The sequence below is a fragment of the Paenibacillus sp. YIM B09110 genome (assembly GCF_037167145.1).
Classification (GTDB): domain Bacteria; phylum Bacillota; class Bacilli; order Paenibacillales; family Paenibacillaceae; genus Pristimantibacillus.
Map to the genome: position 1 here is coordinate 33,266 of NZ_JBANSP010000028.1, position 18,273 is coordinate 51,538.

16 protein-coding genes, 1 pseudogene and 1 riboswitch are annotated in these 18,273 nt (G+C 49.5%); of the genes and pseudogenes, 16 read left to right on the plus strand and 1 reads right to left on the minus strand.

Features of this window, described 5'->3' with window-relative positions; genetic code table 11:
- Nucleotides 1-42 precede the first annotated feature (42 nt).
- The 3 genes and pseudogenes from V8F51_RS26855 (at nt 43) to V8F51_RS26865 (ending at nt 4,739) form a co-directional block, all read left to right on the plus strand.
- Nucleotides 43-2,760 (plus strand): stalk domain-containing protein, encoded by a 2,718-nt coding sequence (locus V8F51_RS26855; RefSeq protein WP_337103576.1) that lies wholly within the window; start codon nt 43-45, stop codon nt 2,758-2,760.
- Nucleotides 2,761-2,842: 82 nt separating this feature from the next.
- Nucleotides 2,843-4,003, plus strand: a complete 1,161-nt coding sequence (locus tag V8F51_RS26860) for a sensor histidine kinase (RefSeq protein WP_337103577.1) — start codon at nt 2,843-2,845, stop codon at nt 4,001-4,003.
- A gap of 4 nt (nt 4,004-4,007) precedes the next feature.
- A pseudogene (locus V8F51_RS26865) lies at nt 4,008-4,739 on the plus strand (response regulator).
- 143 nt (nt 4,740-4,882) lie between these two features.
- On the opposite strand, the gene V8F51_RS26870 reads toward V8F51_RS26865, so the two are convergent.
- On the minus strand, nt 4,883-7,744 hold the full coding sequence (locus tag V8F51_RS26870; protein WP_337103578.1) for a SpaA isopeptide-forming pilin-related protein: 2,862 nt from the start codon (nt 7,742-7,744) through the stop codon (nt 4,883-4,885).
- A 33-nt stretch (nt 7,745-7,777) separates the two neighbouring features.
- A riboswitch (cyclic di-GMP riboswitch) is annotated at nt 7,778-7,859 on the minus strand.
- Nucleotides 7,860-8,112: 253 nt separating this feature from the next.
- On the opposite strand from V8F51_RS26870, the gene V8F51_RS26875 reads away from it, so the two are divergent.
- The 13 genes from V8F51_RS26875 to V8F51_RS26935 all read left to right on the plus strand — a co-directional run bounded on the left by V8F51_RS26875 (nt 8,113) and on the right by V8F51_RS26935 (nt 18,260).
- Nucleotides 8,113-8,583: a hypothetical protein gene (locus V8F51_RS26875; RefSeq protein WP_337103579.1), complete on the plus strand. Its 471-nt coding sequence runs from the start codon at nt 8,113-8,115 to the stop codon at nt 8,581-8,583.
- A 159-nt stretch (nt 8,584-8,742) separates the two neighbouring features.
- Nucleotides 8,743-10,695, plus strand: a complete 1,953-nt coding sequence (locus V8F51_RS26880; RefSeq protein WP_337103580.1) for a DEAD/DEAH box helicase — start codon at nt 8,743-8,745, stop codon at nt 10,693-10,695.
- Nucleotides 10,692-11,555 (plus strand): ComF family protein, encoded by an 864-nt coding sequence (locus V8F51_RS26885; protein ID WP_337103581.1) that lies wholly within the window; start codon nt 10,692-10,694, stop codon nt 11,553-11,555. Before V8F51_RS26880 ends, V8F51_RS26885 begins: the two co-directional genes overlap by 4 nt.
- Nucleotides 11,556-11,648: 93 nt before the next feature.
- On the plus strand, nt 11,649-12,068 hold the full coding sequence (locus V8F51_RS26890; protein ID WP_337103582.1) for a TIGR03826 family flagellar region protein: 420 nt from the start codon (nt 11,649-11,651) through the stop codon (nt 12,066-12,068).
- Between the two features lie 127 nt (nt 12,069-12,195).
- Nucleotides 12,196-12,489, plus strand: a complete 294-nt coding sequence (gene flgM / locus V8F51_RS26895) for a flagellar biosynthesis anti-sigma factor FlgM (RefSeq protein WP_337103603.1) — start codon at nt 12,196-12,198, stop codon at nt 12,487-12,489.
- An 18-nt stretch (nt 12,490-12,507) separates the two neighbouring features.
- The gene (locus V8F51_RS26900; protein ID WP_337103583.1) at nt 12,508-13,008 is read left to right on the plus strand and encodes a flagellar protein FlgN; all 501 of its coding nucleotides are present in this window, start codon (nt 12,508-12,510) and stop codon (nt 13,006-13,008) included.
- A 15-nt stretch (nt 13,009-13,023) separates the two neighbouring features.
- Complete coding sequence (gene flgK, locus V8F51_RS26905) at nt 13,024-14,559, plus strand: flagellar hook-associated protein FlgK (protein WP_337103584.1); 1,536 nt, start codon at nt 13,024-13,026, stop codon at nt 14,557-14,559.
- A gap of 31 nt (nt 14,560-14,590) precedes the next feature.
- Nucleotides 14,591-15,493, plus strand: coding sequence for a flagellar hook-associated protein FlgL (gene flgL / locus V8F51_RS26910; RefSeq protein WP_337103585.1), 903 nt, complete (start codon nt 14,591-14,593; stop codon nt 15,491-15,493).
- A 2-nt stretch (nt 15,494-15,495) separates the two neighbouring features.
- Nucleotides 15,496-16,071, plus strand: a complete 576-nt coding sequence (locus V8F51_RS26915) for a DUF6470 family protein (protein WP_337103586.1) — start codon at nt 15,496-15,498, stop codon at nt 16,069-16,071.
- 87 nt (nt 16,072-16,158) lie between these two features.
- Complete coding sequence (fliW, locus tag V8F51_RS26920; RefSeq protein WP_337103587.1) at nt 16,159-16,605, plus strand: flagellar assembly protein FliW; 447 nt, start codon at nt 16,159-16,161, stop codon at nt 16,603-16,605.
- Nucleotides 16,592-16,846 carry a carbon storage regulator CsrA gene (gene csrA, locus V8F51_RS26925; protein ID WP_442956495.1) on the plus strand — a complete coding sequence of 85 codons (255 nt, stop codon included), beginning with the start codon at nt 16,592-16,594 and terminating at the stop codon, nt 16,844-16,846. Before fliW ends, csrA begins: the two co-directional genes overlap by 14 nt.
- Nucleotides 16,847-16,943: 97 nt before the next feature.
- Nucleotides 16,944-17,738, plus strand: coding sequence for a flagellin N-terminal helical domain-containing protein (locus V8F51_RS26930; RefSeq protein WP_337103588.1), 795 nt, complete (start codon nt 16,944-16,946; stop codon nt 17,736-17,738).
- Nucleotides 17,739-17,897: 159 nt separating this feature from the next.
- The gene (locus V8F51_RS26935) at nt 17,898-18,260 is read left to right on the plus strand and encodes a flagellar protein FlaG (RefSeq protein WP_337103589.1); all 363 of its coding nucleotides are present in this window, start codon (nt 17,898-17,900) and stop codon (nt 18,258-18,260) included.
- Nucleotides 18,261-18,273: the final 13 nt, after the last annotated feature.

Sequence of the window (18,273 nt, forward strand, 5' to 3'; positions counted from 1 at the left end):
TCTATATTACATAGATTACTAGATGGGAGAGTTGCTAACATAATGGGTAGGGCAAGAAACAACAGGTGGCGGCGGACGGAGAGCATTGGTAAAAAAGTATTGATTATCGCATTAGGCGGCACTTTATTGTCGCAACCGGTCGTATCGCTCCTTCCTGGGAGCTGGAGCTCGGCGATTGCCGAAGCGGCAGACGTGGCAATGGCCACGGCAACGGCACCGACGCTCAAGCTGACGAAGCAGGCGTATGTGACGGCAGGCGCAAAGCGCATGGACTATTTGTGGAGCGCGACAAGAAACGGCAAAGCCATAACTTCCGAGGTGCATGTCATCGAGATCGATCTATCGAATCCTTATGTATCTCTTAATACGATGAGCGGCAAAAACCATACGGTTGGCACGCGTAATTCGATAACGAATATGACGAAGGAAAGCGGAGCGGTAGCGGGAATCAACGCAGACGTATTCGTGATGACGAACGAAGGCGCGCCTATGGGCGTCCAAATCACGAGCGGGGCATTCGAATCCAGTCCTTCCAAGCTGAAAGGCATGTATGCATTCGGGGTGTCGAAGGACCGCAAACCTACCATAGAAAACTATACCTTCGAGGGACTCGTTACGGCAGCCGACGGCTCCACCTTCGCGCTCGAGGGCTTGAATCAATCCGCTTACGGACCGGAGTACGGCGGCAATAAATATAGCCATGTCGACACGATGTACATCTACACGAGCGCATGGAACGGCGCAGAGCGGCCTACCAATACAGGAGCGACTCCAACCGAGGTTCTCGTTCGAAACGGCATTATCGAACAAATATCAATAGGCAAGCCGGTAAGCGGGCAAGCTCCGGCTGACGGATACATATTGCGTACACACGGCAAAGCAGCGACCTTCGTGAAAGAGCATTTGCAGGTCGGACAGGCTATTACGGCCGACTATTCGCTGATCTCGTCATCGACGGGAGCGAAAGTCGATCCGGCCAGCTTCGAAATGCTGATCGGCGGTCACACCTTGCTCGTTGACGGAGGAGCTGCTTCGGCATTCTCCCGAGATGTAACAGGTGTCAGCGGCTCTTCCTACACGTCCAGGTCCGGAGTAGGCTATTCCAAGGACGGGACGAAGGTGTATTTAATAACGAGTGAGAAATACGGCAGCAGCACCGGACTTAGCTTGAAGGAGCTGCAGCAGGTGATGGTGCAGCTCGGCGTCTACAAGGGAGTCAACCTGGACGGCGGCGGCTCAACGACGATGGTTGAACGGCCGCTGGGAACGAACTCGTTGACGCTGGCGCATTCTACGCAGATGGGAACGACGCAGCGCAGCGTTTCGAATGGCATTGGCGTATTCACAAGCGCGCCGACGGGTACGGTGAAGGGCGTTACCATAACAGGCTCGAACGTTGTATTCCTTGGGCAGAAGACGACCTTCGCCCTCAATGGCTATGATACGTACTATAACCCCATTAAGGTGGATGCGACGCAAGCAGCCTGGAGTGCTAATCCCGCGGTCGGGACGTTCAGCAGCAATACATTTACGGCAACCAAGGTCGGCAAGACAACGATCAGCGTCAAGGCTGGCGATGCTTCAGCGCAGTATACGATGGAGGTTATCGGACAAGACCAGATCGCCTCGATCTCGCTGAATACGGCTGCCGGTATGCTTACGCCGGGTTCAACGCTCACGGTTCCCGTTACAGTGAAGCTAAAGAACGGCAAGACGTACAAGCTGAGCGGCGAATCGCTCAAATGGGAATATATCGGCTTTAGCGGCGCGATGGTTGGCGATACGTTAACGGTTAAATCGGTGAAAGCAGGCGTGAAGACCGGTTACGCGATAGGACGTTACGACGGTTTCCCGACGTTGATTCCGTTCACCCAAGGCGAAACGGTCAAAGCATTTGAAGATTTCGAGAAAACAGCTTACCCAATCTCTTCCCAAGTTACGCCGAAGGAAATTGCGGGCAGCGTAAGTCTTGCAACGGACTTGCCTGGACAGACTTCGGCCAAAGCGCTTAAGCTGACCTATGATTTTACGAACGGCACGGGTACGAAGGCATCGTATGCGGCGTTTAATACGAATGGCGTATCTTTGTCTGGAAACCCTACATCGATGTCACTTGACGTATACAGCGACCAAAGCAAAAACTGGGTGAGGGCAGAGCTTATTGATGCCGACGGCAAAGCGCATCTAGTCGACGTAACGAAGCAGCTCGATTGGAGCGGTTGGAAGACGATTAAGGTCAATCTATCGTCGCTTGGCATGAAATATCCGGTGAAGCTGAAGAGAATATACGTCGTCACGCTGGACAGTGCGCAAGCTGGGAAAACGACAGCGGGCGTAGTTGGCATTGATAACATGAGTCTCAATTATGCGCCTGAAGTAACGGTTGATACGAAGTCCAAGGTTGAAATGATTGTCGGCAAAACGAATGCAACCTTGAACGGCAAAGCGCTTAAGCTGGATGCCGCTCCGATTCAGTTGAACGGAGCGACCTATGTGCCGCTCCGCTTCGTAACGGATGCGCTCGGCGGCCAGCTGTTCGTTGACGGCAAGCTGAATAAGGTTAGCGTACTGCGCGGAACAAAGCTGCTTGAAATGGTTATTGGCGAGAAGGGATACGTGTTGAACGGTGTTCGCCAGCAATCGGAGGTGGCGCCTATTATTCGCAATAATAGAACGCTGATTCCTGTGCGATTATTCTCGGAGAAGCTAGGCTTCACCGTAGGATACGATGCAAAGCAGAAGAAGATTACCATTCAATAGCAATGGACGATAGGCAACCAATCTGTGGTATGATAGAGAAGTATAGGAATCAGGATTGCCATAGAAAGGTTGCCGATCGATCGTGGATCATTTGACAGTCGACATAAACCGAGTTATCAAAAATGCAATTCAAGTGATGGAAGACAGCAAATATCAAATCTATGAAATATGCGAATCCGCGCGTTCTGAGCTTGAAGCTCTCGAGCAAGAGCTGGAGCTTGTGCTTGAGGAAACGGTGAAGACGATCGAGAAGGTCGATCAGCTCGAGCAAGATTATAGGCGCGCGCGCATTCGGTTAACTGAAGTGAGTCGGGATTTCGTCCGATATAAGGAAGAGGATATTAAGTCGGCTTACGAGAAGGCTACTCAAATCCAGCTGGATCTTATGGTGTACCGCGAGAAGGAATCGTATTTGAAGGCTCGCCGGGACGATCTGCAAAAGCGGGTTCGCAACGTTGAGAACTCGATTGAGCGGGCAGAGATGATTGCTTCGCAAATTAACGTCGTACTGGAGTATTTATCAGGCGACCTTAATCAGGTGACGCGTATTATCGAATCGGCAAAGACAAGGCAACTTCTGGGTCTTAAGATTATTTTGGCGCAAGAGGAAGAACGGAAGCGGATCGCCAGGGAAATTCATGACGGACCGGCTCAGTCACTCGCCAATATTGTGCTTCGCACAGAAATTGCCGAACGCATGCTGATTAAGAAGGAATTCGAGATGGTGCAGGAAGAACTGGTAGATTTGAAAGGCCAGGTTCGTTCAGGTCTTGAAGAAATTCGCAAAATCATTTTCAATCTCCGGCCAATGGCGCTCGACGATCTTGGATTGGTGCCGACGCTGCGAAAGTTTGTGCAGGATTTTGAAGATAAATCAAAAATACATACTGTATTCGAGCTCTCCGGCAAAGAGATTCGAATGCCGTCTGCGATGGAGGCGGCCATATACAGACTCGTACAGGAAGCTTTCACGAATGCTCTGAAGCATGCCAACGCTTCGCGCGTATTGCTGGACATAAGCTATGAGCCTCATTTAATTACAATAATCATTCACGATAACGGCATTGGGTTCCAGAGCGATCTTATCGATCTCGGAGCAAGCCGAAACTCCCATTTTGGACTCATCGGGATGAGAGAACGCGTGGAATTGATTGAAGGAAGGATGGATATAGACTCAAATCCCGGACAAGGTACGAAAATTATAATTCATATACCAATAACTGCCGAGAACAGAAAGGAGTAGTATAATGATAAATCAAGTTTCTAGCACTCCTGCCCGAAAAATCAAAATATTACTTGCAGACGACCATCAGTTGTTTCGCGAAGGCTTGAAACGGATTTTGAATATGGAAGATGATTTGGAAGTGATCGGCGAGTGCGGTGACGGCATTCAGGTTATGGAATTTTGCAATCATACGTAGCCAGAAATCGTACTGATGGACATTAATATGCCGATTGAGAACGGTGTAGCTGCTACGGAACGACTCAAGAGCATGTTCCCTGACGTGAAGGTTATCATTCTGTCCATTCATGATGATGAGAGCTATGTATTCGAAACGCTCCGCAAAGGGGCGACGGGCTATTTGCTTAAGGATATGGAAGCCGAGTCGCTTATTAACGCGATCCGCTCGGTTGTTCAAGGTTATGCATACATTCATCCTAAGGTAACAGGGAAGCTTATCAATCAGCTTCGTCGCATGACGTACCTGGACGAGATGGGGATTGTATCGGGAGCTGCGGCTGCCCAGGAGCAGGGCGTTAAGTATAACGCTGTCGATGAAAGCCCGCTGACTCGCCGCGAGGCAGAAGTGCTGAGATTAATGGCCGAAGGCAAGAGCAACAAAAACATTGGCGAATTCCTGTTTATTAGCGAGAAGACGGTAAAAAACCATGTCAGCAGCATTTTGCAAAAAATGGAGGTTGATGATCGCACGCAGGCGGTTATTCAATCGATCAAGTACGGTTGGGTTACGTTGTAATAGGCAGACATGTATTGCGCAATGAAAATAAAGTGGGGGTCCCGTGTCTGTAGGAGCGGGATTTTTTGTTGTTTACGCGGGAAAAAACCTCGATGCCGTCACATGGACGACACCGAGGTTCGAGTGCTCGCTAGCGGGAGTCTCTAGCTTTGTTTATTGACTCTTTGCTTTCTAAGCGTAAGGATACCAGCCGAGATTGCGAAGGCGCCCAGCAGGTAGAACGGAAGCGAGCTTGTATCGCCGGTCTTAGGAAGATTGCCGAGCGGTACTTCGCCCTCCTCGACCACGCTGCCGTCATCCTCACCGCCATCTCCACCGTCGCCAGGTCCGCCCTCAGGAATTTCTTCCTCTTCAATTACCTCAGTAGAAGGCGTTGGAGTAGGTGTCGATTCAGGTGTGGCCGTTACTTCTGGCGTTGTGGACGGTTCTGTGCTTGGCGTTACTTCAGGAGTTGGTGTTGGTTCAGTTGAAGGAGTTGGCGTTGGCGTCGACTCCGGCGTAGGTGTTGCGCAACGTGTTCCTTGGCTTACCAACCGCTCTGAATGCTCAGAGGATCCGTAGTAAATAATTAACGTATTTTCTTTTGTTTCAGTCGATACCGTATCAGTCGTAATCGTTACCGACTTGCCGGCAGGGACCGTTGTTTCACCGTGTTGCTCTTCGCCATCTTCTTGGATGTGCCAATAGATGGTGACAGCTTCGCCGCTAGGGTTATGCACTCTCCACTTGCGGGTCGAGTTTGGATTCACCGTACATACGTTGGTGATCGTAAGCTCTGGATCTTCCGGTTCTCCTGTTGGAGGCGTACAGTTGGATTCTTCGCTCGCTGTGATTGACTTCGAACCGATGCTGTCGGACCAGTAGATAGTCAGATCGTCTGTCTCGCCGAACGAGCCGGCATAGACGTTGACGGATGAGCCGCTAGTAATGCTCACCGAACCGGAGTCATCGTAGCTTTCACCATTTTGATTCAAGTACCAGTTGAATTCGATTGAACCGCCGCCGTCATTGCCGCGAGTAATCGTCCAGAGTCTTTCACCTGTGTAACCTTGCTCGCCTGCATAACAACCGTTAACGGACAGGTTTAGCGAGATAGGCTCCGGTGTAGGAGGAGGATCGCAATCGTCCTCATCTGCTTCTGCAGCTGTTTTCGTTGCAAGTGCCTCGTCGACGCCGTTGTCCCATTTAATCGTGATGGAATCGATGAAGTCAGCGCTGCCGCCTGTGATCGTAGTGGAGCCGTTAGGCGAAACCGAGCCGGAATAAATCGTTCCGTTACCATTAACTTCCCATGAGAAGGAGACTGCTTCAGCGCCTACTACATCAGTAGGATAAGTAATCGTCCATCTGCTCTCGCCATCTTCATTATCCGACTCCAAGCAACCGTTGGCTACAAGGTTAAGGACAATCGGGTCTGGCTCAGGCTCAGGCGTGATGCAATCCTGACTTGCTGTTTCCGATGCGGAATCAGTTTGAAGCGTCTCGACTTCACCGTTATCCCACGTAATAGCGATCGTATCAAGATGGTCTGCAGATCCGCCTGTAAGCGTCAAGCTTCCGCCTGCGGAGATTGGTCCAGCGGACTGGTCTGTTCCGCCGTTAACGGAGTAAGTGAAGCTGATCGGATCTTTGCCGTCGCTGCCGCGAGTAACCGTCCAAGTGCTTGAGCTTGTATTCTGCTCGTTCTCCAAGCAGCCGTTGGCTACGATGTTCAGCACGATCGGGTCTGGCTCTGGCTCAGGCGTGATGCAATCTTGACTTGCTGTTTCGGATGCGGAATCAGATTGAAGCGTCTCGGCTTCACCGTTGCTCCACGTAATAGCGATCGTATCGAGCTGGTCTGCAGAGCCGCCCGTAAGCGTTACGCTGCCATCCGCGGCGATTGGTCCTGCGGATTGGCTTGGACCGCCGTTAATGGAGTAAGAGAAGCTGATCGAACCTTTGCCGTCGTTGCCGCGAGTAACCGTCCAAGTGCTCGCGCTTGTATTCTGTTCGTTCTCCAAGCAGCCGTTGGCTACGATGTTCAGCTCGATTGGGTCAGGCGGCGAGCAGTCTTCGGCCGAGCTTGGCAGGGTGATCGTTTTGTCGTATTGGCCGCTCTCCCACTTGATGGTCAGTGAGCTAGGAGTGCCTGTGACATTAATTGGCTCAGAGCTATTGCCATCAATATCTTTCTCATGCCAGCTTCCATTTGTTTTCCATTTGAACTCGACATCAACATTACTTTCGTTCGTAACGATCCACTTCCGTGCTTTAGTTGGATCATCTGTACAAGCAGCTGCTATCGTGAGGATAGGCGTGTTGTACACTGTAATGTCTTCCGTTTTGTTTTTCTTAACTGCAACCGTTTGGCCGCTGCTAGAGATCGAAGTAGTGAAACCAGCGGGAACAATCTCAACTACTTTATAGGTGCCCTGTTCTAGATTCTTGAACAAAACGTAACCCGAAGAATTGGTTGTACCTGAAGTGATCAGGTTGTTGCCCTTATATACTTCGAATGTAACGCCGCTTTGTGACTTTGATTTTCCGTCTTCATAGTAGTATTTTTTGTAAACCTTGAGGTCCCCGCACTTCGAGTCATGATTACGGCCACCGTCACTAGTGCCTTGCAAGACTCCGCCGGTTATCCTCGGGCTGTCTCCGCCGATGCATTTATTGCCGCCGTCGTCACAATCTTCGTCACGGCCTCCATAAGTGCCTTGAATACCGGATAAGTCGCGGTCGTGTTCGTCGCATGCATTGTCGCCACCGCCGCCGCCGCCGCCTCCTCCTCCGCGGGTAGTGAACACCATTGAGGATTCAATAGAAGGAGACTCTTCCGTTGCAGGCTCTTCAGAAGGGGCAACAGTTGACTCTGTATTCTCGGAGGCTGGTGCAGGTGTTGTCTGTGCAGATTCTTGACTTGTCTCATCCGTGCCTTGCGCCATAACGATCGAGCTTAAGAACATGGACAAGACAAGCATGATGGACATGATGACCGCAAACTGTTTTTTGAACAACTTCATTGTTCACTCTCCTCTTAGATTTGGATAATCTAGTTCTAAGAGGGCCGGTTACACTACTAGCTCCGTATAATCCAAGTGTCCAGGTGCAGATTATACATCATCGCTTCCCTAAAAAGCACGAATGTAAAGAGGTTCCCCCTCCTTCCTTCACTCTATCTGCTTTTCAATACTACTTATGCTCTAGTTCGCACTAAAATGATAACATATATTGGTATTTCTACAAGAGTGTAAATATGTCGAATTATGCTGAAATAAGTCGAAAAGTGTAGAAAGAGGAAAAAGGACTGTATGTTTTTCAACTTGTCCGCTTTTACCGGAACCTGTGGGCGTTGAGCGGCATATAGTGTCGCATAGAGGAGGTGACCGCCGTGCTCAAACTTCTGCTTCTCGTGCTTGGGTGCTATATAGCGGCTGCATTGTCGGTTCATCTGGCTTATTGGATTCGGCAAGGGCGGAAGAGGGCTAGCAGGCATTATGTGCTTATAGCCGATGAGGATCAACATAATATAGAATGGTATATGCGTTCGCTGTTGACTTTCTCGCGTCAGACGGGAAAGGAAGTGAAGGTGACGGTTGTTGATTATGGCGCGACGCCGGAAACGCTTGCGATTGTCGATCGGATGGCCCGCAAGGGGCATATAGTGACCGTTCATGAATACCCGGAACAGATGAGGCGAAGCCGTACAGTCGATGATGCAGGCGAAGCCGCATCCAGTAGAGAAAGCGATGCCAATCAGTTGATGTGGCTGCTGCAGTCTGAAGGTGTTCTGAAGGATGCGAATCAGGCGGTGCTCATTGACCTGCAAAATCCTTCCGATTTGTCCAAAATGCCTTTTTAGTATATACTTCAAGCTATAACGGTTATGAAAGTGAAGCACACTTTGCAGCGCTCTATGCGCTCAAGGTGTGCTTTTTTTTGCGTTCGCTTGGTTGTTAAACATTAGACATTAGTGATGATGACGCACTAAGAAATACAATATGCGGGGAGTGGGGAAAAGATGCGGGCTTATGTGTATGTTGTCGGCAGAAATGAAATATGGAGAGCATATTGTACGATTGCGCCTGAAGTTGATCGGCTTTATTGGCTCGAGCCCTCGCTCGGGATGCGAATGGGGAGGGGAGGGCCTCCGGCAGATGAGGGCTGGGTATGGCAGGATCCGCTGCCGCTCGGAGATGCTTGCCGAGCGGCAGCGCTTTGGAATAGCGAGCAGGAGCAACGAGGGGGAGGGAGCGGCGATCGCGAGGGTGTCGTCGGCCGGCTTGCCGCGTGTACGGCGGCAGCGTGCGGTGAGGCTGCGGGCGCGCGGCGGAGCAAGCGCGGCGGCGCGGAGCGCTGGGAGCGAGCTGCGTCAGCGGGCAAGCTTATGGATGGCGGGGCAGCGAGCGTTAGCGGGGCTGCGCTGGAGGGGGTAGCCGCCGCCGCGAGGCAGGCGGGGGCGCTCTTGCAAGGGCGCGCGCTGCTGCGGGGCGAAGCGCTGGCGCTGCTTGAGGGCGCGGCCGTGCCCGGCGCGGACGGCGGCTGGAGCGATGTGCTCCAGCTGGCTGGGCTGCTCGGGCTCGTGCGCCTGCACGGGGCGGTTGCCGCAGAAGCCGGCAACCGGCGAGGCCTGCTGCGCCGCAGCAGGCGCGAGCTCCGCTGCCTGCGCTGCGGCAGCGGCGAATCACAGATGCGCCGCACAGACTGCGCATCCTGCGGAAGAGCATGCGCTTATTGCTCAAGCTGCATTCAGATGGGGCGCAGCCGGGAATGCGAGCTGCTTATTGAAGGGCTGCCGTCTGCCATCGCTCATCTAAATGCAGGCCGCCTCCCGCCGATGGAGGTGAGGCTGTCCAAGTGGGGCCTAAGTCCCGCCCAAGCTTCGGCAACGGCTAAGGCGCTTCAATTCGCAGAGTCATCGAATAAAGGTAAGATGCCAGTCCGATCCGCACCGGCTGCAATAAGCAACTTTCTGCTTTGGGCGGTTACCGGAGCGGGTAAGACAGAGATGATTTTCCCGCTGATTGAATCTATCTTGCTGCGCGGCGGCAAGGCTCTACTCGCAACGCCGAGGCGCGATGTCGTTATTGAGCTTGATCCGCGTATTCGCAGAGCGTTTCCGTCTGCCTCGGTCGTCACCTTGTACGGAGGCAGCGATCAAAAGTGGGAGCGCGGCGACATTACGCTGGCGACAACACATCAGCTGTTTCGCTTCAGGCAGAGCTTCGACCTTGTTATCTTGGACGAGCTCGATGCTTTTCCATATGTAAACGACTCGACACTCCACTACGCGGCTTACAAAAGCTGCGCCCCAGGCGCAGTTAGACTTCTGCTGTCGGCGACGCCTCCGCAGGCCATGCAGCAGGAGGCGAGACGAGGCTCCTTGCCGCATGCAAGAGTGCCTGTGCGCTATCATCGGCATCCGCTGCCTGTCCCTAAGCTGCTTCGAACCGCAACGGTAGCGAAGCTGCTGATATCAAGGCGGCTTCCGGCATCCTTGTTGTCTGAACTGCGTCGTTCCGTAGAAAGAGGGGCACAATTATTCGTGTTCGTGCAGCGGATCGCACAGGCAGAACCGATGGCAGCCTTGCTGCGCTCGCAGCTCACACTGGCGGAGGTGGAGGCAACTTCTTCGCAAGACGAGGAGCGGGCGATTAAAGTAAAGCAATTCCGTGACGGGAAGATTCGCGTGCTTGTAACGACGACCATATTGGAGCGGGGAGTTACGATACCTCGAAGCGATGTATACATATTAGACGCAGACGGGCGATTGTTTGATGAGGCGTCGCTTGTCCAAATGGCAGGTCGAGCCGGCCGATCCGCAGAGGATCCGGCAGGACGGGTCTACTTCTGCAGCAGCGAACATAGCCGTTCGCAGGCAAGAGCGGTTAGCCATATTAAGGCGATGAATCGTATGGCGCGCAAGCATGGTTATTTGCTCACGAAAATAACCGTAAGGGAGGCAGAGCGATGAGCATAACGTCAATAATAGAATGGATGCGAAGACTTCCAAATACAATTGCAGGACAAGCAGAATGGTTATCTGCACGAACAAAAACATGCGCATTCTGCAAGAAATCGATCCAACCAGGCAAAGGTCATCCCTCAGGCATTAAGCTGCCAATTCATTTGATACAGCAGCTATGCGGCACTTGCTTATCTGCCATTCCATGGTTAACTAGCTCTCGTATTGCATGCCTAAGATGCGGCCGCGGCATTTCATGCGAGGATTGCAGCAGACAGCCGAACAGATCGTTTATATGCAATCGAAGCGCCGTGCAATACGACTCTACGATGAAGAGCTGGCTGGCGCTTTATAAATATAGAGGCAACGAAGAGCTTGGGCCACTGCTTGGCCTCATGCTCCAGCCAGCCTTCGAGGAGCTAAGCCGCCAACTCGGAGCGCCAACGAAGCGAGGCAGCTATAGAGCTTGCTGGGATGCCGTGACGTATGTGCCGGTCAGCTCGGCGCGGGCGGAGGAGCGGGGCTTCAACCAAGCGGAGCAATTAGCAGCCCAGCTTGCTTCCCATTACCAATTGCCGCTGCTGCCGCTGCTTAGCCGCGAGCGGCACACGGGAAAACAAAGCTTCAAGTCGCGTTCGGAACGCATAAGCGATATGAAGAAGCTTTTTCGAGCGGATTCGGCTTCTTTAAGCAAGCTGGAGCAAAGCTATAATAGTGTTAGCCATTCTCTCTCGAGATCACGTGCTAGAGTTATTTTAATAGATGATATCTATACCACGGGCAGTACAGCAGACGCTTGCGCAGAGGAATTAATTGCGAACAGCGACTTTCCATTAGAGGTTTTTGTGCTTACTTGGGCGCGTTCGTAAGCATTTTTATGAATTTCTAATGAAAACGTTGCCTCTATCCGTTAAACTAGGTATATATAGTTTGATAGAGAACGAAAAGGAGGGCTTATGGCGATGAATTTGGATAATTGTCCTCGTTGCGGAAAGCTTTTTGCCAAAGGAATTAGAGAAGTATGTAATGTATGCACACGGGACATTGATAAAGAGTACGAGCTATGTGCAAACTACTTGCGTGAATACAAAGGAGCTATCATTACGGAGCTGTCGGATGAAACCGGCGTATCCATAAAGCAGATTACGAAGTTCATTCGCGAGGGTCGCATTTCCATGGTCAATGCGCCGAATATGTCTTATCCTTGCGAATCGTGCGGAACGCTTATTAGAGAAGGACATCTTTGCGACAATTGCCGTAACAAGTTGACGAAAGCCGCGCAGCAGATGCAAGGCAATCTATCCAAGAAAGATGACCCCCCTAAGGGCTTCTCGTCTACCCAAGGCGCTTATCGCGGACTGGATCGTTATAAGGACAGATAATACTAAATATAGCTAAGACTATAAAATATCGTTTGACTGCGGCCGATAATACTTGTAAAGGTAATCGGCTTTTTTATTTTCATCATCACGGAACGACTGCGACAGCCGTTTGCGTTAGTACGGATAAATCAATGAGGTGAACAAATTGAAGATAAATGAACCTAATCGAATCGGCGCGCTTAACCCTTATCAGAAGCAGAACGAATCACGCATAAGCGAAACGAATAAGGCGAAGAAGAAGGACGAGGTCCAAATTTCTGCAGCGGCCAAAGAACTGGCCACCAGCCAAGCAAGCAGCGCGGAGAGAGCGAAGCAGCTGGAAGAGCTTAAGCAAGCTGTTGCAACGGGAACTTATCATGTAGAAGCCGGCAAAATTGCCGAGAAGCTGTTTCCATACCTAAATAACAACCAGTCGGAATAATGACGGAGGCGGACATCCATGTCTACAGGTGCAATTGTTCGTCTGCTGCAGCAGCAGCATGAGCTGTATGAGCGTCTTCTCGAGCTGGAACAAAGCAAGAAGCCATTAATTATTGCCAATGATGTCGTTCAACTGAACGTCATCACCCAGAAAGAAAAGCTGCTAGCAACGACAGCGGAAGAGCTTGAAAAGAAGAGAGTGTTCGAAACAGCACGCTACTATAAGGATATGGGCTTCCGCTTCCGCAGCGGCGTCATGACGGAGCTCATCAAGTCGGTCAGCAATGCCGACGAGAAGCAGGAGCTCATGAAGCTGCAGCAGGAGCTTGGGGGATTGCTCCAGGAGTTGAAACTAGTGAACGATCTGAATCAGCAACTGATTCACCAGTCGCTTACGTTCATTAACTTTTCGATCGATCTCATGCAGGAGAATCCGAACGAGGACGTTACCTATCAGCATCCGATGAGTCAACAATACAATAACAATAAACGCAACACCTGGTTCGATTCCAGAGCTTAACGAGGAGATGACACAATGAGATCAACCTTCCATTCGCTAGAAACGGCGAAGCGCGGCTTGTTCACGCAGCAGGCAGCGATTAATACGGTAGGCCATAATATTTCGAATGCGAATACGGAGGGGTATTCCCGGCAAAAGGTCAATATGGTCGCATCGCGATCGATTGAAGCTTATGGGATGAATCGATCCATTGCTCCAGGTCAATTGGGAACAGGTGTTGAATTTACTTCAATCACACGTATTCGCAACGCTTTTCTTGATGAGCAGTATCGCGAACAAAGTCAGAGTCTCGGAAGCTTATCGATCCAGACAGATACATTGAGCAAGCTGGAAGGTTACGTGAATGAGCCCTCGGAAACGGGAATCAGAACGGTTCTTGAAAACTTCTGGAGCGCATGGTCCGATCTTAGTAAAGATCCAGAAAACGTAACCGGCCGCGAGATTTTACAGGAAAACGCCAAAGCTCTTGTAGAGACCTTTAACGAATTGAGCCGTCAATTGACGGATCTCGATGCCGATTTAACGGAAAACGTTGATGTCAAAGTAACTGAATCCAATTCTTTGCTTCAGACGATTTCATCGCTCAATTCAGAGATCAGAAGGATCGAATCGTTGGGCGACGATGCGAACGATCTTCGCGATCAAAGGGATTTGATGACGGACAAGCTCTCGAAGATCGTTAATATTAACGTAACGGATACAGAACTGGGCTATCAGATCTCGATGGGTAACATGAATTTGGTTCAGGGTGGAACGATGACGTCGATAACTTCCCAAGATGTAGAGACTGCCGTAGCGAACGGGACGCTTATCGGCGGCGAAATTCACGGGATGATCGTGTCGCGAGACACCTACGTATCGGAGTTTCAGCAGCAACTTGATACTCTCGCCAACACACTAGCGAACGGAGAGTTTCAGGTTACCGTTCCGGCAGGTTGGGTGAAGCCCGGTACGACGGTTGCTACTACAGCTCCGGAGGTTGTTACTGTTCAAGGCATCAATGGCCTGCACAAGCTGGGTTACTCGTTGGGTTCTCCGGCTGAGCAAGGTGAAGATTTCTTTACGTTCAAGCTTGGAGCTACGGGGATAACGGCAGCCAGCATAACGCTTAATCCGACGATTGCCTCCGATGCTAATAAGATTGCCACATCGCTTCGAACTTCGACGGACGGGGCAGGAGTGACGACCGTCGTCAAAGGAAATAATGGACTTGCACTTCTTATGTCCGAGCTGAAAGATGTGAAGGTATCCTTCGACGAGACAGCTATTGGCGGAGGTGTCACCAGCGCTAAGATAGGTGATTTCTATGGAGCGATTGTCGGAGCATTAGGTGTTCAAAGTCAGGAATTGAATCGAATTTACACCAATACGCAGACGCAGCTCGATCAAGTGGAGAGCAGTAGACAGTCCGTCAGCGGCGTCTCGCTCGACGAGGAAATGTCTGATCTGATCAAATACCAGTATGCATATAGCGCCTCGGCACGTTTTATGACCACTTTTGACCAGATGCTGGAGAAGCTTATCAACGGCACAGGCGTGGTTGGCCGCTAACAGAATAGACTTATAGTAGGAGGTTAACGTTATGTCACTTCGCGTTACGCAAGGCATGATGCATTTGAATATGATGCGCAATCTGAATCGCAATATGGGCCAAATGGCGAACCTGCAGGAACAGACGGCAACGGGACGCAAGCTGAACAAGCCGTCAGACGATCCGGTTGGGATTACTTATTCGGTCCGGTACCGAACGGAATTATCGGGTAACGAACAATATCAGAAGAATGTCGATTCAGCGATATCATGGCTTGATTTCAATGATACGGTTCTGGGGCAAGCCAACGACGTTCTGCAACGCGTTAAGGAATTGGCAACTCAAGGTTCAAACGGAACGAATCCGGATATCGCTCTTGATAACGTCAAGAACGAGATAATCCAGTTGAAATCGCAATTATCCGATATCGCAAACAGTCAATTTAACGGAAAGTATGTTTTTAACGGAGAGAAGTTTGACCAAGTACCTTACGGGACGGATCCGAAGTCGAACGTTACAGATACCGGCGTCATCAACTATGCGATTGGCGTTAATACCACTCTGGATATTAATTTGTCCGGGAATCAAGTTTTTGGAGCTAGTGACCCGGCGGGTACCGGGAACAATGTATTCTCCGTCCTTGATCGCGTTATTACCGCTTTGGACAATGGAACACACGCAGCTGTTAGCGCAGAAATTCCGAATATTGAAGCAAGTATGGATCGCATTATTAATGCGAGGTCCGAGATCGGCGCTCGTACGAACCGTGTAGAATTAGTGCAGAATCGTCTTGCAGACATGGAGATTAATTTGACGGATATGCAGTCGAAGACGGAAGATGCCGATTATGAAAAATTACTGATCGATGCTCAAATCAATGAAAACATCTATCAAGCATCTCTGTCGGTCGGTGCGAAAATCGTAAGCAAATCGCTGGTTGATTTCTTGAGCTAGCCATGACATTGCCTATTCCGCAAATTCAAATTCAGTCTGTTTCTGGGAGAATCGGCATTCAATCACAGAGCGGGCAATATGAGATCAGACAAACGCCGGCGACGATCGATATACAGACGACCGACACGGTAATCGATATTCAGACGGAGCAGCCAGTCGTCATTATCGATATGACGAAGACACGGAATGCTCTATCGGGCGGCAAGCCTGAAGCCTTTTGGAATCGTATCTATAGCTCTTACCAAGACTGCGCGATTCGCTATATCCAGCGAACGGTCCAAGAGTATAATCAAATAGGCGATCTGACCGCTGGAGGCAATCCTGTCGCCGATGTGGCCAAGCAGTCTTTATCGCAACAAGATTTAAAACTAAATGTATTTGGTCCCGCTGCTTACGATAATGTTGATTTTCAAGCCATAATATCTAAGCCCGAGGTTAATGTACAAGTTGGGCGTGCAGATATCAACGTGAAGGTGAATAAGCCGGATATTCAATATAACAGAGGCAGTGTAAACGTCTATATGGAGCAATATGCCTCGGTAACGATTACACCGCCAATTATTGACTTGACCTATTAATAACGTCATAATTTGTTAAAGCTATATAATCGACCTCGATTCTATAGCTTTTTATTTTATCTGATAATACTATGGAGTGTGACTCGCATGCTTATTGAATCCACCCGATTCGGGAATTTTAAATACGAAGAAGCCGATATCATTACATTTCAACAAGGGATTCCCGGTTTTAAGCATCTGCGCAAGTATATTTTGATCGAAATTGCAGAAAGCCCGTTTTATTATTTGCAATCGTTAGAGGATGGCGCTGTCACTTTTATTACCGCGACGCCGTTTGATTTTTATGAAAATTACGAATTTGATCTGCCGGATCATATTAAGGCGGAGTTGGAATTAACGGATGAGGCATACGTAAGGGTCGTAAGCATTGTCAGCATTCAGGATGATCTTGCAAAAGCGACGATTAATCTAACCGCGCCTATCGTCATCAATGGCTCCAAACAGTTTGGACTGCAATACATATTGTCTGATAATAAATATTCTATACGGCAACCGCTGTTCTTGGAGCACGGAAACCAGGATGGAGGAAAGTGAGATGCTGGTCTTAACGAGAAAGAAGGGCGAATCGTTGTTAATCGGCGATGAAATCGAGTTAAGCATTCTGGAGGTTAGCGGAGATATTGTTAAGATTGGTATTAAAGCCCCTAAAGAAATCAACGTGTTACGCAAGGAGCTATATACTTCTGTCGAAGAAATGAACCGCTCGGCAGAAAATTCGTCCATCAACGACGAAGCGTTGAAAAATCAAATAAATTTCCTGAAAAAAATGAAATAAGCTATAAACTTCTTTCTTTAGTTGTCGATATATATATTAGGCCGCTAAGCGGTTAACCACAAGGATGTGGGAATACAATTTCAGGGAGGAATTATCAATGCGTATTAATCACAACATTACAGCTTTGAACACACACCGCAACATGGGTCTTAACAACACAGCTGCGGGCAAATCGATGGAAAAATTGTCTTCCGGTCTTCGCATCAACCGTGCGGCTGACGACGCTGCAGGTCTTGCAGTATCCGAGAAAATGCGCGGCCAAATCCGCGGTCTTGAAATGGCTCAACGCAACGTTCAAGACGGTATCTCGTTCGTACAAACAGCTGAGGGCGCTATGAACGAAGTTAGCTCCATGCTAAGCCGTATCAAAGAACTTGTTGTTCAAAAAGCAAACGGAACATACTCGACGTCCGATAAATCGAACATCGATCTTGAGCTTACGCAATTGACTGCACAAATCGACGAAATCATGACTTCGACAACATTTAACGGCATTAAAATCAACACAACTGCTGGTGTTAAGATTCAATCTGACGACAGCAAACAACAAATTACGCTTTCCGGTATCGTTGATACTGATTTCAAAGGCAAAGCAACTGACTTCACTGCAGCAGCTACTACGACTGCACTTTCTTCGATTGAAACTGCAATCGGAGCGGTTTCCACTCAACGTGCTACTTTGGGTGCTAAACAAAACCGTCTTGAGTACACTTCGAACAACTTGGGCACAACGGTTGAGAACCTTACAGCTTCCGAGTCCCGTATCCGTGACACGGATATGGCGAAGGAAATGGTTAAGCTCACGAAGGACAACATCCTTCTTCAAGCTTCCCAAGCTATGCTTGCTCAAGCGAACTCGCAGCCGCAAGGCGTTCTGTCCTTGCTTCGTTAATTTTTATCGCAACATTAAAGAAGGGGGATCTTGGATTGACCAAGGTCTCCTTTTTTTACTTGATAGCATAGAGAGTAAAATTTATCATTTGACTAACAAAGTTATTGGATTTATCCGATATTATACTATAGGGAAAATATATTGTGAGGTGGCAAAGCGATGATAAATATTTCATCCAACAACACCGCGCCAGGTTTCATGACAGTTCAGAACGTAGGCAACGGAGCCGGTAAAGAAGCGCAATCGAACGAACCGATTCAAGTTAAAAACGAGGTCCCAAAGACAGAGGGCAACGTATCTAAACATAAGCTTGAGGAAAGCCTGGATCGCATTCTTAAAGCTATTCAAGGTCCAAATACAACCATTGAACGATCGATACATGAAGGTACCAAGCAAGTCGTTTATAAAGTAAAGGATAATTCAACCGGCGAAGTTCTTCGACAATTCCCGGAAGAGAAGTTGTTGGATGCCGCTGCAAAAATTATTGAGATTACAGGTATTATGGTTGACGAAAAAGTGTAGAGAGGAGTTGCGG

Bases quoted from the DNA above. Each gene is read 5' to 3' on its own strand.
- V8F51_RS26870 (WP_337103578.1), bottom strand. From the start codon at position 7,744: ATGAAGTTGTTCAAAAAACAGTTTGCGGTCATCATGTCCATCATGCTT.
- V8F51_RS26890 (WP_337103582.1), top strand. From the start codon at position 11,649: ATGAATTTGGATAATTGTCCTCGTTGCGGAAAGCTTTTTGCCAAAGGA.
- flgL (WP_337103585.1), top strand. From the start codon at position 14,591: ATGTCACTTCGCGTTACGCAAGGCATGATGCATTTGAATATGATGCGC.
- V8F51_RS26900 (WP_337103583.1), top strand. From the start codon at position 12,508: ATGTCTACAGGTGCAATTGTTCGTCTGCTGCAGCAGCAGCATGAGCTG.
- V8F51_RS26935 (WP_337103589.1), top strand. From the start codon at position 17,898: ATGATAAATATTTCATCCAACAACACCGCGCCAGGTTTCATGACAGTT.
- V8F51_RS26880 (WP_337103580.1), top strand. From the start codon at position 8,743: ATGCGGGCTTATGTGTATGTTGTCGGCAGAAATGAAATATGGAGAGCA.
- fliW (WP_337103587.1), top strand. From the start codon at position 16,159: ATGCTTATTGAATCCACCCGATTCGGGAATTTTAAATACGAAGAAGCC.
- csrA (WP_442956495.1), top strand. From the start codon at position 16,592: ATGGAGGAAAGTGAGATGCTGGTCTTAACGAGAAAGAAGGGCGAATCG.
- V8F51_RS26855 (WP_337103576.1), top strand. From the start codon at position 43: ATGGGTAGGGCAAGAAACAACAGGTGGCGGCGGACGGAGAGCATTGGT.
- flgK (WP_337103584.1), top strand. From the start codon at position 13,024: ATGAGATCAACCTTCCATTCGCTAGAAACGGCGAAGCGCGGCTTGTTC.
- V8F51_RS26930 (WP_337103588.1), top strand. From the start codon at position 16,944: ATGCGTATTAATCACAACATTACAGCTTTGAACACACACCGCAACATG.
- V8F51_RS26915 (WP_337103586.1), top strand. From the start codon at position 15,496: ATGACATTGCCTATTCCGCAAATTCAAATTCAGTCTGTTTCTGGGAGA.
- V8F51_RS26885 (WP_337103581.1), top strand. From the start codon at position 10,692: ATGAGCATAACGTCAATAATAGAATGGATGCGAAGACTTCCAAATACA.